4 protein-coding genes, 2 tRNA genes and 14 pseudogenes are annotated in these 14135 nt (G+C 44.7%); 12 read left to right on the plus strand and 8 right to left on the minus strand.

What is annotated here, in order from left to right:
* Positions 1-8: 8 nt before the first annotated feature.
* Positions 9-224 carry a hypothetical protein gene (locus PGW99_RS12250; RefSeq protein ID WP_273778018.1) on the minus strand — a complete coding sequence of 72 codons (216 nt, stop codon included), beginning with the start codon at positions 222-224 and terminating at the stop codon, positions 9-11.
* Between the two features lie 110 nt (positions 225-334).
* On the opposite strand from PGW99_RS12250, the pseudogene PGW99_RS12255 reads away from it, so the two are divergent.
* Positions 335-561, plus strand: a pseudogene (locus tag PGW99_RS12255) (helix-turn-helix domain-containing protein).
* A gap of 408 nt (positions 562-969) precedes the next feature.
* Here PGW99_RS12255 and PGW99_RS12260 read toward each other — a convergent pair.
* Together PGW99_RS12260 and PGW99_RS12265 are read right to left on the minus strand one after the other, a co-directional pair.
* Positions 970-1045: transfer RNA gene (locus tag PGW99_RS12260), tRNA-Gly, on the minus strand.
* Positions 1046-1088: 43 nt separating this feature from the next.
* Positions 1089-1164 (minus strand) — tRNA-Gly (locus tag PGW99_RS12265).
* Positions 1165-1417: 253 nt separating this feature from the next.
* Between PGW99_RS12265 and PGW99_RS12270 the strand changes: the two are divergent.
* The 4 pseudogenes from PGW99_RS12270 to PGW99_RS12285 all read left to right on the plus strand — a co-directional run.
* Positions 1418-1728 (plus strand): annotated as a pseudogene (locus tag PGW99_RS12270) (BolA family protein).
* 14 nt (positions 1729-1742) lie between these two features.
* Positions 1743-2136, plus strand: a pseudogene (locus PGW99_RS12275) (SirB2 family protein).
* 84 nt (positions 2137-2220) lie between these two features.
* Positions 2221-3056, plus strand: a pseudogene (locus PGW99_RS12280) (ParA family protein).
* A 34-nt stretch (positions 3057-3090) separates the two neighbouring features.
* A pseudogene (locus tag PGW99_RS12285) lies at positions 3091-3460 on the plus strand (hypothetical protein); the annotation flags it as partial.
* A gap of 275 nt (positions 3461-3735) precedes the next feature.
* On the opposite strand, the pseudogene PGW99_RS12290 reads toward PGW99_RS12285, so the two are convergent.
* A pseudogene (locus PGW99_RS12290) lies at positions 3736-4406 on the minus strand (VTT domain-containing protein).
* Positions 4407-4627: 221 nt separating this feature from the next.
* On the opposite strand from PGW99_RS12290, the pseudogene PGW99_RS12295 reads away from it, so the two are divergent.
* The 7 genes and pseudogenes from PGW99_RS12295 (at position 4628) to PGW99_RS12325 (ending at position 9328) form a co-directional block, all read left to right on the plus strand.
* A pseudogene (locus tag PGW99_RS12295) lies at positions 4628-5071 on the plus strand (DoxX family protein).
* 162 nt (positions 5072-5233) lie between these two features.
* Positions 5234-6805, plus strand: a pseudogene (guaA, locus tag PGW99_RS12300) (glutamine-hydrolyzing GMP synthase).
* Positions 6806-6937: 132 nt separating this feature from the next.
* Positions 6938-7345, plus strand: a complete 408-nt coding sequence (locus PGW99_RS12305) for a hypothetical protein (protein ID WP_273778020.1) — start codon at positions 6938-6940, stop codon at positions 7343-7345.
* A gap of 11 nt (positions 7346-7356) precedes the next feature.
* Positions 7357-7404 (plus strand): annotated as a pseudogene (locus PGW99_RS12310) (hypothetical protein); the annotation flags it as partial.
* A gap of 221 nt (positions 7405-7625) precedes the next feature.
* Positions 7626-7810, plus strand: a pseudogene (locus tag PGW99_RS12315) (restriction endonuclease); the annotation flags it as partial.
* Between the two features lie 169 nt (positions 7811-7979).
* Positions 7980-8924 (plus strand): annotated as a pseudogene (locus PGW99_RS12320) (pirin family protein).
* A pseudogene (locus PGW99_RS12325) lies at positions 8921-9328 on the plus strand (OsmC family protein). Before PGW99_RS12320 ends, PGW99_RS12325 begins: the two co-directional pseudogenes overlap by 4 nt.
* A 29-nt stretch (positions 9329-9357) precedes the next feature.
* Here PGW99_RS12325 and PGW99_RS12330 read toward each other — a convergent pair.
* The 4 genes and pseudogenes from PGW99_RS12330 to argS all read right to left on the minus strand — a co-directional run.
* On the minus strand, positions 9358-9765 hold the full coding sequence (locus tag PGW99_RS12330; protein ID WP_273778022.1) for a GGDEF domain-containing protein: 408 nt from the start codon (positions 9763-9765) through the stop codon (positions 9358-9360).
* 118 nt (positions 9766-9883) lie between these two features.
* Positions 9884-10081: a hypothetical protein gene (locus tag PGW99_RS12335; RefSeq protein WP_273778024.1), complete on the minus strand. Its 198-nt coding sequence runs from the start codon at positions 10079-10081 to the stop codon at positions 9884-9886.
* 940 nt (positions 10082-11021) lie between these two features.
* Positions 11022-11627: pseudogene (locus tag PGW99_RS12340) on the minus strand (SPOR domain-containing protein).
* A gap of 18 nt (positions 11628-11645) precedes the next feature.
* A pseudogene (argS, locus tag PGW99_RS12345) lies at positions 11646-13462 on the minus strand (arginine--tRNA ligase); the annotation flags it as partial.
* Positions 13463-14135: the final 673 nt, after the last annotated feature.

Here is a 14135-nt window from a genome sequence, read left to right on the forward strand (position 1 = left end):
TTATCTCCTTATTGCAATTGAAGGGTATGTAAATTACCTAACGTTGTTTTCGTCATGTCTTCTTCAATACGCTCCCACACATACAGAATTTTTCGCCCACCAAAAGGGCGAATGTAATGAATGCCCTCGATAAGAACGCTGTCTTTTAACTGGTTGCGAATAGTTCTCTCGTTATAATGGATTCGTTGGGATAACTCTTTTGTAGTAAGATAGGTCAAGTTCATAAGCATTTCCTTTTAAAAAGTACCACAATGGTGTTATTAAATGACTCAATGCAATAATATATGCATAAGTAACACCATGCAAGTACTTTATTACACAATGGTGATAATTAATGATAGTTTGCAATTTGCCAGTACTTTTGGCAGAACGCCGGATGAAGGTTGCAGATGTTGCTAGAGCAACTGGGATGAGCAAGACCACTCTGCATAAACTTTATAATGGCCAGTCAACAAGGATTGATTTTGAAACACTTGAAAACTTTGCATGCTGTTACAAGTGCAAGTCGGAGATTTATTGCAATTTAAGCAAAATGATTCCGGAGAGCAGGGCATTAGCTGAAAATGTCTACGAATCTTTAAGTGAAGAAAAAATTGAAAAGCTATAACAGCTATAATTACTAAAGATTTTTGTGCTTAAAATTGGTGACCAAATTTGGTCACCGTATCACAATCATGGTAAAAAATATTAGTTAAATTTTTCTCGGCGTAATCTGGGATATTGTTAAAAAGCCAATCCTAGAATTAGGGAATTCTTAAAGATTTATGATTTAAAGTACTGTGAGATCATAATAAAAACATTGCTGAAGGCGTGAAAAGTCACTTTTGGTCACCAAATGGCATTAGATCCCTTGGTTTATCAGAATGAATCCTGGAAATGTTGGATATAGATTGCCGAGGTTCTTTTAAAATATTCTTTTTGAATCAACAATAAAAAAGCCCCAGTCTTCCGACTAGGGCCTTTAAAATTTGGAGCGGGAAACGAGACTCGAACTCGCGACCCCAACCTTGGCAAGGTTGTGCTCTACCAACTGAGCTATTCCCGCAGATTGAGCAGTTTTACTATAAAAACTTACACTTAAAAGATTTTGGAGCGGGAAACGAGACTCGAACTCGCGACCCCAACCTTGGCAAGGTTGTGCTCTACCAACTGAGCTATTCCCGCGTGCCAGCTATAATACCTGATGTAAAAAACTGGTCAACAACTTTATGCAGAATATTGTATCAATTGCATAAAATAAAATCAGTCACTTATCCCTGTGGATCATTATTTCACCCTGGAGGGATGAAAATTCTCTGTGTTGGCCAAAATCTGATTTTGTAATTGTCTCTAGGACGGATTCGGCTGCCTCAGTATGTGCAGATCATGGTATAACAAGGTGATTTTCTCGAAATAATCGACGGATGGAGAAGTAAAAATGAGCCTGGAACAACAATTGATTGAGCGCTTACAGGATTTACAGCCGAGTCACTTGCAGGTGGTAAATGAATCTTCAGGTCATGGTGGCTATTTCCCAGGCAAAGAATCGCACTTTAAGGTGGAGATCGTCTCTGAAGCATTTGAGGATTACGTTTAGTGCAACGCCATCAGAAAGTTTATGCTGCGGCCGGAGATTTGTTGGCACCAAGCCGAATTCATGCACTCGCCATCCATGCCTATTTACCACAGGAATGGCAGGGGCAGGCACCTGACAGTCCAGAATGTGCTCATGCACCGAAGTCAGAATAAGCCAGGTTGTAAGTATGGATAGTCATTTATTGATTAAAATCGTGCATATGAGTGCTGCAACTCTGGCTTTATTGGTGTTTGTAGTACGATGCAATGACCCTGTTTGTTGGGGTGCAGGAACAGCAGCCGAATCCGGTTGCACGCAAATTGTTGGTCGGTAGTCAGCATCTGGCCTTTAGCCTGATTGCACTGACGGGCATCATTTTGCTGGTGATGAACCAGTTTCAGGTACAGCCGTGGTTCTATGCCAAAATTATTCTGTTTTTGGTGTTGTTGTCTTCCTTCATTAAAGCCTTTAAACGCGATGATTCAATTTTGCTGGTGCAACGCCGTGCAGGACTCATTCTGGGGGCAGTGGCTTTTGTGGCCATTATTATCTTGATTCTGCTCAAACCGACTTTCAGTTAATTCTTCACATTTTCCCTCAGTGCTTCTGTACACTAGGTTAAACTAGCGTACAGAAAGCCAGCAAGAACAAGATGAGGGAACGGAATGCGGACACGTGTGATCTTTAACCAGAAAGGTGGTGTTGGAAAATCCAGTATTGCCGTCAATTTGGCGGCCATCAGTGCGGCTCAGCAACTCAAAACCCTGGTCATTGATCTCGACCCACAGGCCAATGCCAGTCAGTATCTGTTAGGGGACGCTGCCAGTCATACGGCGGATCAACCCATATTAGCACCGAATATTGAGCAGTTTTTTCAGGAAGTGCTGGATACCACCCAGACCCGCAGCCTGTTGGGGAATGCATTGGGATCAATTTTGGGCAGCCGTAGTCATGGCTTACACAGTTATGTGCATCACACCCCCTTTGAACATCTGCACGTCATTCCTGCAAGTCCTACCTTAGGTGCTTTACAACATGCACTAGAGGCCAAACACAAAATTTATAAATTGCGCGACGCGCTCCGTGCTCTAGAAACCCAATATGACCGAATCTATATTGATACCCCTCCGGCATTTAACTTTTTTACCCTTTCTGCCCTGATTGCAGCGGATCGGGTGCTGATTCCGTTTGATTGCGATGTATTTTCCAAACGTGCCTTGCACAGTCTGATTGCTAATGTGATTGAAACTCAGGACGATCATAATAACCGTCTGGAAATTGAAGGGATTGTGGTAAATCAGTTTCAGGCACAGGCCAAACTGCCTCATGAAGTGGTACAAGAGTTACAGGATGAAGGTTGCCGGTATTACAGAGTAAACTGCCACCTTCTGTGTTGATGAAGGAATCTCATCATCGCAATCTGCCACTGATCCATCTGGCAGCTGATCATAAATTGACGCAGGCCTATCAGACATTGTTCAATGAAATTGAACAAAAATAAGCAAAGTCCGGTATGGAACAAATTTTCTTTCGCAATGACTACGATCACAGCGGTTCTTCTCAGTGCTTGCGCCACAACAGTCAAGCCACTCTATGTGTCGCCGACGCACTATCAGGCCTTTAACTGTCAGCAGCTGCAAATTGAATATAACCGGATACAGGCTTATATTGATGCCGGGTGTCGAGCCTGGCAAAAGGTGCGGGTATCGGCGTCGGTATTGGCATTGGCGGCGGCTGGGGGAGTGGAGGGTGAGCTGGGGTGTTGGTCCGAGTATTTCGGTCAATATGGGTCAATCCTCTGCTACCAAACGGACGGAGCTGGCGCGTGTACTTGGGGAACAAGAAGCAATTGTACAGGCCGCTAAATTTAAAAACTGTCCGCTTCTGATCCGTAGCAAAGACAACGCAATCTTCGAACTAAACGGCTCACCCTTCGCAAACAAGAGGTTATCGCCTTGGCACTTGTTTTATAAGTGTTTGCAGGGCTTGCATTGGCTGCGTGTACTTGGCGTTTTAGAGGTCGAATCGTCTACAGCTGCGCTGGATTGCAACACTTTTTCAATCATGGCACTGAATGCTTCAAAAATAAAAGCCGATCCTGACGATTCAGGATCGGCTGATCTTCAACCTCGAATGATCCAACTTAATGTTGGCTACCGAGCTGTTTATTTGGAGTTGTTTTAAGGCATTGCGCGTTCTTGCCAGCGTTGACGGATAAAACCGATAACCCCTGGTAGAATGCTCAGAATAATAATGCCGAAAATCAGGTGGGTGAAAATTGTCTTTCACAATCGGCATATTAGCAAAACAGATAGCCCAAAGTCACAAAGACGCGATCCAGCAGAATGCACCAATCACGTTATAGGTGAGGAAATGTTTGTAATTCATGCTGCCACTTTGTACCTGCAACGAATGGTGCAAAGGTACGGGCAAAAGGGTAAAACAGGCAAAAATAATGGTTTTACCGCCATGGCGGGCGAGAAGAACTGCTGGGTTTTCAATAAATGCTGTTTATTATGATCAAGCGGAGTATTCAACTCAAACACACGAGGTCCGATCCAGCGGCCAATATGATAATTCAATGTATCGCCCAATACCGCAGCCGTGTAAACAGCTTAATACACCGAGTAACCCAGGGATTGAGTGCACCGGTAGAGGCAGCCAAGAGCACCTGCAGCAAACAGTAAACTGTCACACCAGGCAGGAAGGGCATCACTACCAGTCCGTTTCAACAAAAATAATTAAAAATAAAATGCCGTAAATCCACACCCCCATAGTTGGTAATAAACTCAAGCAGGTGTTGGTCAACATAGCAAAGATAAAATCGATGGGGTTCATGGGGCCCAAAGATAAAGGAAGATGTGAGGAAATCCTAGCAGTGATAGGTGGTAAAGTCAGTATCCAAAAAACTTAAATTCTGTCTCTGAATCCTGTTCTATTATTGCAACGGTCAGTCCGATATATGGTTATTCTGTTTGTATAATTTAGGGCGTAACGCTGTAATCGAATTGATTAAATAATACTTGCAAACAGGTGGTTCCTATGTTCCGTCCCAATGTTACAGTTAAAAATATGAAGTGCGTGGAAGCACTCCGACAGCCCATGCACTGAAAGATTGCCCTGTTAGCCAGTATTTATGGCATATATCTTTCTGATTGCAGGCTGGGGAAAAATAAATGCGTATGCTGGCACAGCGGAGTTATATGGAAATGATGGGAATCTCCGGGAGCCTGTTGCCTTTGGTGATTCTGATTGAGATCGGTGGTGGTTTGGCTTTGCTGGTGGGCTTTCAAACACGGATCGTCGCACTTGGGGTTGGCAGAGGTTTACACCTAGTGGCAGGCATGATTTTTTCATGTTGGTGGTGCCTGCACTCGGAACAAATCACCAATAATTCTATTCACCTTATGAAAAACATCGCGCTATCACGGGACGGATTCTTGTTCGTAATGTTGCAGGAACGCTGGCAAGTTCAGTATTGACAACATGCCATTAGAAAAATCGCTTAAACAGTAGAGCGATGTTTTAAAAACCGGGTCGATCAGACCCGGTTTTTATAATTTGTACAGACTAAAACGACAAATATCCGGCTTGGCTGCGAAGAAAGTGTGCGTAATGCCAGGAAAAATGGGTAGAATCACGGGCTTACTTCGTTTGCCTTACGCATAGTTGTTTGTCATGACTACCAATACCCAAATTACTGAAGACCGCATCCTGATTCTGGATTTCGGTTCTCCAATATAGTCAGCTGATTGCAGCACGTCGTGTACGTGAAGCTGGCGTATATTCTGAAATGTATGCCTATGACATGTCTGAAGAAGACATTCGTGCGCTAATCCAAACGGGATTATCTTGTCAGGTGGCCCTGAAAGTGTTCACGTTGAAGGCAGCCCACGTGCACCACAAGTGGTGTTCGAGTTAGGCATACCAGTATTGAGGATCTGCTATGGTTTGCAAACCATGTCAGAACAATTGGGCGGCAAGGTTGAGCCGGGTACGGTACACGAATTCGGTTATGCCGAAGTGGATATCTTGGTTCGTGACCAGCTGATTGGCAATTTGCAAGACCGTGAAAACCAGCTGCATGTTTGGATGAGTCACGGTGACAAAGTGAGTGCGATTCCAGAAGGTTTCAGGTCACTGCCAGCACAGCAAGTTGTCCGTTTGCAGCCGTGAGTGATGAAAAACGCCGTTTCTATGGCGTACAGTTCCATCCGGAAGTAACGCACACCTCTAAGTGCCGAATTGCTTTCTAACTTCGTGCATAAAATTTGTGGTTGCCGTGGTCTTTGGACGCAGAGCACATTATCGATTTGCGCGTAGAACAGTGCGTAAACAAATTGGTGATGAAAAAAGTACTGCTAGGTCTTTCCGGTGGAGTGGATTCATCTGTGGTTGCTGCTTTGTTGCATAAAGCGATTGGCGACCAGCTCACTTGCGTGTTGTAGACAATGGTTTGCTTCGTTTGAACAGAAGGCGATCAAAATGATGCAAATGTTTGCAGATAACATGGGTATCTGTGTGATTCGTGCCGATGCAGAAGCACGTTTCTTGGAGTGCGCTTGCAGGCAGAAACTGATCCTGAGAAAAAACGTGAGATCATTGGCCGTGAATTTATTGAAGTGTTTGCGGAAGAAGCACGTAAACTCGATGGCGTGAAATTCCTTGCGCAGGGTACGATTTATCCAGACGTGATTGGAATCAGCTGCCAGCAAACAAGGCAAAGCGCATGTAATCAAATCACACCATAACGTGGGTGGTTTGCCGGAAGATTTAGCCTTTGAATTGGTTGAGCCATTACGTGACCTGTTTAAAGATGAGGTGCGTAAATTGGGTACAACGCTCGGTTTGCCACACAGCATGATTTACCGTCATCCATTCCCAGGTCCAGGTTTGGGCGTGCGTATCTTGGGTGAAGTGAAAAAAGAATATGCGGATATCCTTCGTCTTGCGGATGACATCTTCATGCAAGAGTTGCGTGACAGCGGTTGGTATGACAAAACTGCACAGGCTTTTGCGGTGTTCCAGCCTGTGAAATCTGTCGGTGTGGTGGGTGATGGCCGCCGTTATGCTTGGGTAATCGCGCTACGTGCAGTAGAAACCGTTGACTTTATGACCGCACGTTTTGCGCACTTGCCATACGAGTTGGTGGATAAAATCTCGACCCGTATCATGAACGAAATTGCTGATGTGTCACGTGTGGTGTATGACGTGTCATCTAAGCCCACCAGCAACGATTGGTGGGAGTAAAAGTGAGCTTTCAAGCAGCATTGCTGCTTGCCAGTTTTACGGCAAAGGCTATGCCTGCGCCAGAGTGAAATGATTTTTAGAAAGGGCGCTTAGGCGTCCTTTTTTGTATATTTTATTTTAATCGGAGGAGGTATGGATTTTTATACTTGGTTGGTGAATGAAAAAGGATTATCGACCGCAACAGCTTCTAAATATAATCTCGTGATAAAAAATAGAATTAGTGAATGGTTGCCAAGTTATGAATTGCCTCAGAATAGTATTGATTTTGAAGCTGTGAAGCGAATTATAGAATCGTTGAATATTTATAAAGAAAGAAATAGTGTTGGCAATAATATGTATTCATCAGCACTTAGGCATTATGGGAATTACCTAAAAGAACATGATATTCAGGACAGGGATATTTTTTCGGAAGATCAGAAATTTACGTCCGAAGCTGAAAAGCTTATCAAAGTGAGATTGGTACAAAATAAATTTAGAAAAGGATTGTTTGATCTGAATCAATTTTGCGTCGTTACTGGCTTTAGAATACTCAATTTTTAATTGCATCCCATATAAAACCCTGGTCAGTTAGCAGTGATGAGGAAAGATTAGATCCATATAATGGATTACTGTTAACGCCAAATTTTGATCGATTATTTGATAAGGGGCTTATATCTTTTAGGCAGGATGGTGAGATTTTAATTTCTAAGCAGCTTACTCATGCAGAACAAGCATTTTTAATATTCCTCGTTATGCAGTTATTCAATTTGACTCAGATATCAAAAAATATTTTGAGTTCCATCAGGATGAAATTTTTAAACCATAGGATTAGATACAGACCGTATTCATTACAACTTCATCTTTTTAGTAAAGAGGCAATTGAGTCTGCGAAAAAATCCGGGTGTACTGATTGATGGCGATAAGCTGACGTCATTAATGATCGAATTTGGTTTGGGTGTCCAAATTGAACGCAGTTTTCATATTTATAAAATTGACCAAGACCGCTTTGATGAGGAAAGTTTTTAAGGACGCAGAAGCGTCCTTTTTTATTTCTGATAAAAACAAAATTCTTATTGTCCTATGCCTGACATTCAGCGTATTAACTAAGGCATAGGTCAAGAAAAAGTAAATAGCTAACATCATGTTTACAATCAATTTGAATCAGATGCATGAATAAAAATGGCAGGAGAATGACATGAGTAATAATAAAACGGAAATCTCCAAATCAGCAGCAGAAACAGATCACTCTCAATCGATACAGACATTTCCTGTACGCTCGGCTCTGCTAGGAAAAGGCACGGTCATTAAACGTGCACTGCCGAGTCGGCATAAACGCATGATTGGGGCTTGGTGCTTTCTGGATCATGCGGGCCCGGTCACCTTCCCGGCAGGTCAGGGTATGGATGTCGGCCCTCATCCACATATAGGATTGCAAACCTTTACCTGGATGATCGATGGGACGGTTATGCATAGCGACAGTCTGGGATCAAAACAGCTGATTCGTCCCCAACAGGTCAATTTGATGACGGCCGGTTTTGGGATCTCGCATACTGAGGTCTCTCCTGCGACAGAAACGCAATTACATGCTGCCCAACTGTGGATTGCTCTACCGGACGATCGGCGTAATATGCCTGCCAAATTTGAGCATTATCCGGAACTGCCTGTCGTGGAGCATGATCAAAGGTAACCTGTACCATACTGGTCGGTGAATTCTTGTCTACCCGCTCTCCGGTAGAAGTGTATAGCCCGTTACTCGCTGTGGATCTCAACGCTCAAGCAGATACTAAGATCTGTCTTCCGCTCAATCCATCATTTGAATATGGACTGCTGGCCTTGGAAGGCACAGCACAAGTAGAAGGACATGAACTGAATCTGGATAATCTGCTGGTGTGGTCGATACTGGTTTAACTCAACTGGAGCTTGAGCTGAAAGCCGGACAACAGAGTATTACTGATAGGAGGGAACCCTTTGCAACTCCGATTTTATTGTGGTGGAATTTTGTTGCACGGAACCGTGCCGAATTAGAACAAGCACCTGAACAGTGGATTCAGCATGATCCCCGTTTTGGCGAAATACCAGATTATGTCGGTGACCGTTTAGAAGCCCCAGTTTGCCAGATCAGATGAGAGCATCAAAATGAATAAAATAGCCAGCAGTGTGGTCAAACCTTTAGCCGGACAATGGAAATGCCAGGTGGTTAGTAGTGGGCAGCATCATTATTTAACCGATGAACCCCGCGGCTTGACGGGCAGGATCAGGGGCCATCCCCTTATGATGTGCTGACAGGAAGTTTGTCCGCCTGTACTATGATTACCCTACGGATGTATGCCAAGCATAAAGGAATCGATTTTGGTGATTTTTGCGGTAGAAGCCGACATTCACTGTGATCGGGATAATCAGGAATGGATTGAGCGTCGGATTGTGTTTGCCAACTTGCCCGATGCTGCCCTGCAGGAACGTATCTTGAACGTTTGCGGAAAAACGCCCGTGACCAAAACTTTATTGCGTAGCCTGTCGATTACGACCCACATCGTGTCGAAATAATCGCTTCAGTGAAAAGTGGGGAGGGCAAATCATACCGGATCTAAAGGTGCAGTTTGTGTTGCTAATCTGATGCAATTACGGCCGTTCTCTTTGGCCAGATAAAGAGCTTGGTCAGCTGATTTTAGTAAGCTATGCAAAGCCTGCACCTTGGGCTCGACCAGGCAAATGCCAATGGAAATGGTATATTCGATTACATCACCAGCGCTGGTAATCACTCTGGACTCCGAAATATGTTGGCGTAAGCGTTCGGCTGCGATTTTGGCTTCATCCAGATTGGTATTTGGCAGTAAGGCTACAAACTCTTCACCCCCAAAACGACCCAGCAAATCCTGTGTGCGCATTTTCTTCCTGGGCGGTTTGGCTAATAATAATTTCAGTACTTCATCGCCCACATCATGTCCATAATGATCATTAATGTCTTTGAAATGATCCCACATCGAACATTAATAGACACATCGGTTCATAATGTCGCTGCAAGCGTGCTAAATTCGCTGCGTGCTAGCCGTTCGAACGCTGGCGTCGGTTATTCAGATTGGTCAGCATGTCGGTAATGTGCTAGCTGATCCAGCGGCTTGGTGATTCCACTCCTCCAAGCATGCTGGCGCAGAAGAAAAATTTGTCGGTTTTTAGTGTGGCACTCCAGCGGCTGATATACAGGCTAAACAGCAACACCGGAACATACACCAGCGCAAAGCCTAAAATGGCATGTGGATGTCCTAGGCACCAGGTACGGATCCCGCCGAAAAAGACCACGGCTGAAATCCAGCTGGGAAAGGATGAGCACAGGGAGTGAAACGGACCTGTACACTCAAATTGGCCAGCATAATAAAGATTACCGCCGCATATTGAAAAGTCATCACATCTCTGGACTGGTGGAACGAACCAACAACTCAAACCAAATGATTGCAGCCCCAATAATTGAACTGGGTAATAACAAATCCAGCAACTGAATGTTGCGGCGAGTAGCGATAAAGATAAACCAGCAAACCAGCAACGGCTGTCACATAAAGTGAACGTGTAACCCGATCGACAGCATTCCTACATCATGCAACGCATGATCCAGTCTGCAATGCCATAGCACCAGTAAGCTGCTTGCGCCCCAGAATATTAACCTGCAACAAAAAACGACGGCTATGTTCATGGGTGGAAATCCAGAAAAGCCGGGTAAGAGCATTTGCGGAATACGAGCCAACGGATCCTTGCAGCGCTTGGATAATGGTGTCTCTGTGCTCATCTGTAATGGCATAACAAAATGCGCAGCGCTTGTGGTTCTGCTGAGTCTTGTTCCCTGACCGTCACCGATGAATTGAAACTGACAGGGGTTTTCTTGTCCTGGAGCATCAGGTCTTCCCCGTTTTATTAGAAATATTTGTTCTGTGTTTATGTAAATTATCAGATTAATAATTGAGCAACATGCCAAGATCTTGCTATAAATCAAAGTACTAATAAAAAGGAGTAAGATTATGCGATTAGGGTTGGTTTATGTGGAAGGTATCTGCTGGATCAAGTCAAAAGAGGAAAATAAGATAAGACGATTGTTTATTCGCAAACGATGCAATCTGTCAAAACTGGAATATTCACTCGAGAATTGAAACAAATGAGTGGAGTCTGTTGTGCAGGGATTTTTGGCAGGTAAAGATGTAGTAGCAAAAATTAAGAGACGCCGTGGCGTCCTTAACACAGATGCAGTGACTTAGCGTTTAATCACAATCGAGTCGATACCGCTATGTTGCAGGGTTTGCTGTTGCAATCAGGGCAGCTTCTTGTGACTCGTAAGGTCAGAGATTACCCGATACCAGGTTTTGCCGCCTTCTACTGTTTTGACGATATCCGCTGAGAGACCATTCAAAATAATTTCGGCACGACGTGCATCTGCACTGTCCGGATCCGCATAGCTGCGCACTTGCAGAATATGAGTGGCTGCAACGGGTGCTGGTGCGGTTTCAGTTATGGCTGCACTGGCTTCAGGCTGAGGTTTGTTCAGCTCTGGTGCTTCTACAATCACACACAGTACCTTGCTCTTTGTTTTCTGGAATGGCCTGTTCCGGAATCGAGTCACTTGTTGTTGTGGCAACAGGTCATAGAAACAGGAAGTCCTTATTGGTTTCTTCCTGGTAGTGTCCAGATGGGATCTGGTTTTAAGGTTGCACAGGTTTGCCACGGTTTCCAGAGAAGCAAGGCAACCGCTAAGCATAAAACTGCCAAAATCGCCACCAGTGTACCTAACCATTTGGGCACCAGCACAGATTTAGAGTTTATTTGGCCGTTCAGATACGCCGCGTTTGCGTTTTGGCTGCACGTGACATCCCTCTTTTAATTACATCGGTGTAGGTGCAGAAACGCCCAGTAATTGCAAACCGTTCTGCGAGACTTGCTGTACATTCACTGAAAGTAACAACCGTGCTTGCGTCAGGTCAGCATCATCATTCAGAACTTTATGTTCATTGTACCAACCGTGGAACAGGGCAGCCAATTCCTTCAGGTAGTTACCCACTTGATGGGGTTCATAAACATTGGCAGCGCGGAAGACAATATCCGGATAAGCAGCGAGCTTAGCCAGAATTTCGCTTTCAGCTTCTAATTCCAAACGTGTTGCATGGGTACGGGCAGCTGCAATATCAAACTGCACACCAGTTGCTGCAGCTTTTTCTAGCATACGACAAGATCCATTGCATGTGCATACTGGATGTAATACACGGCATTGTGCTTTACTTTGTGAGCACCGGCCAAATCAAGGTCGAAGTCGATATGCTGTTCCAGATTTACGCATCACATAGTATTAAAGCAGGCGGCATCATTGCCAGCTTCTTTACGCAAGTCACGCAAAGTTACAAACTGGCCTGAACGTGAAGACATTTTGAACCATTTCGCCACCACGCCACAAGCTAACGAACTGGCCAGCAGAACAAATCGTTTGATGAGTCATAACCCATCGCATCAATTGCTGCTTTGACACGTGCAATATAACCATGGTGGTGGGAGCCACAGATATCCTGACCAGATGGCTGCTTAACCACGTTACCAATTTGTTCAGGTGAGGTAGGCAATGTCAGAGGCAAAGTACGTGGTCTGGCCATTGCGACGTTTCACCACACGGTCTTTCTCATCACCGGTTCGGTGGACTTAAACCAAATATTGCCCATCCAGTTGTACAGGAAGCCGCGTTGATCCAGAGTCACCTGCAACGCTTCTTCGATTTTTCAGTCAGTGACGCTTCGCCAGACCACTAGTTAAGGAGTGACATAAACTCACCGAGGTCATCTTTGATGTCATCCAGGATCGCTTTCAATGAAGCCTGGTGGAATACGCAGTAACCTGCGCCGATCAATTGTTGTGAATTGGCAATTAGGCCATCAATGTGTTTTTTCTTTGTCCCCTGAAAGCACGACTTTATTGCCATCAGCATCCGGTTCAGCAGCATATTGCGTCTTCAGGGACATCTACACGGGCATCACGCCACCGGACGTACATAGGCATCGCCATCTTTTGTCGATAATGCTTTGTGCAATTTCTTTGACATAGTCGCCCTGGTAGGCGATTTTCAGGAACACCAGTGCCTGGCCAGTGGGCCTAAATAACGTAAATAAGTTGAAGTCGCCAAAATGTCCATCTGGCGGCCAGCATCGTTGACATAATATTCTGAATCTACTGTGCTGGCACCGGTTGCTTCGAGCGAGTTTGCTACGGTGGCGGTCATGCCATATACGCAGCACTGCGGCCATGTCCACATGCAGGCTGGAGGTCGGATTGGCTGACTTCTAAATTCAACCTGAATCTTTTACCTGCATTGGCTTGAGTGCGACCGAACTGGTCTTTTTGGCTTGAGATCTGGTGAAATGCCACTGCAAAAACACTGATCGAAGCGTTCAAGAAGAGGCTGATGTCACTTCCAGGAAACTTCTTGCTGCATTTGCTGCAGTCTGTCTTCTGTTAATGCTACAACATACACCGATTTTCTACGAGATCTACGCGGTTTCATCCCGGCACTTTGGCCACCGTCCTTGCTTAATATTTGACGCGAAATCACCGTGGCTGCGATCTTTGGTGCGTATTGTTGCTGGTGTTGTTCCAGTCAGATGGGAGTAGCCCTTCAACTTGAAGGGATTGGACTTCGCGATCGAAAGCTGCTTGGACTGGCTGTGATTCATAATGTCAATCGAAAAATTAATGTCGCAGAAAAACCGCAAATATAGCAAATTTCGCGCGGTTTAAGGGGAGTGCATTTTCCACGGCAATACAGGAGAAGCAGATGATTTGCGGGCGACATGGTACGGAGCTGATCCCGATTGGCTTGAATCTGACCTAAAAAAGCATGTTAAAATGAACCTCTTCTGACCACAGGTGATCCGGAGCAAGGCAAAACCACGCGCTATGATCTTTGGCCATATTCCTAAACTACCGCCTAGAGAGCTGCCTTGTGAACGGGTCATGCCGCTTTTTCTTTCACACACTGTGGTGGTATCGTATCGCTGATCTGAATATGTTTAAGAATAATGTCGGTTGGAGTGGAAAATTTCATTCACATGTGGTTTTCGGCCTGGATGTTGTCTTAGGCAGTGGCGTTTTCCCGTGGTCTTGCTGGTCTTACCCATGGTCCGAAGATTGACCGCATTACTGGTCGATGTTCATCCTACCATAATCCTAAAAAAGCTGAGCTGGTCGGCTGGGCAATTGATTGTATTGATTTATTTTTTCACTAAAATTAACTGTAAGGGGATAATCACGTATCTAAATACTACTTTGTGGCGAAATTCGGCTTAAGCTAGAGAAAAATTCCGTAGCCATCGTGATGATGCGCTGCGATTGA

This window comes from Acinetobacter sp. GSS19 (genome assembly GCF_028621895.1).
GTDB lineage: Bacteria > Pseudomonadota > Gammaproteobacteria > Pseudomonadales > Moraxellaceae > Acinetobacter.

Bases quoted from the DNA above. Each gene is read 5' to 3' on its own strand.
- PGW99_RS12250 (WP_273778018.1), bottom strand. From the start codon at position 224: ATGAACTTGACCTATCTTACTACAAAAGAGTTATCCCAACGAATCCAT.
- PGW99_RS12305 (WP_273778020.1), top strand. From the start codon at position 6,938: ATGGATTTTTATACTTGGTTGGTGAATGAAAAAGGATTATCGACCGCA.
- PGW99_RS12330 (WP_273778022.1), bottom strand. From the start codon at position 9,765: ATGTGGGATCATTTCAAAGACATTAATGATCATTATGGACATGATGTG.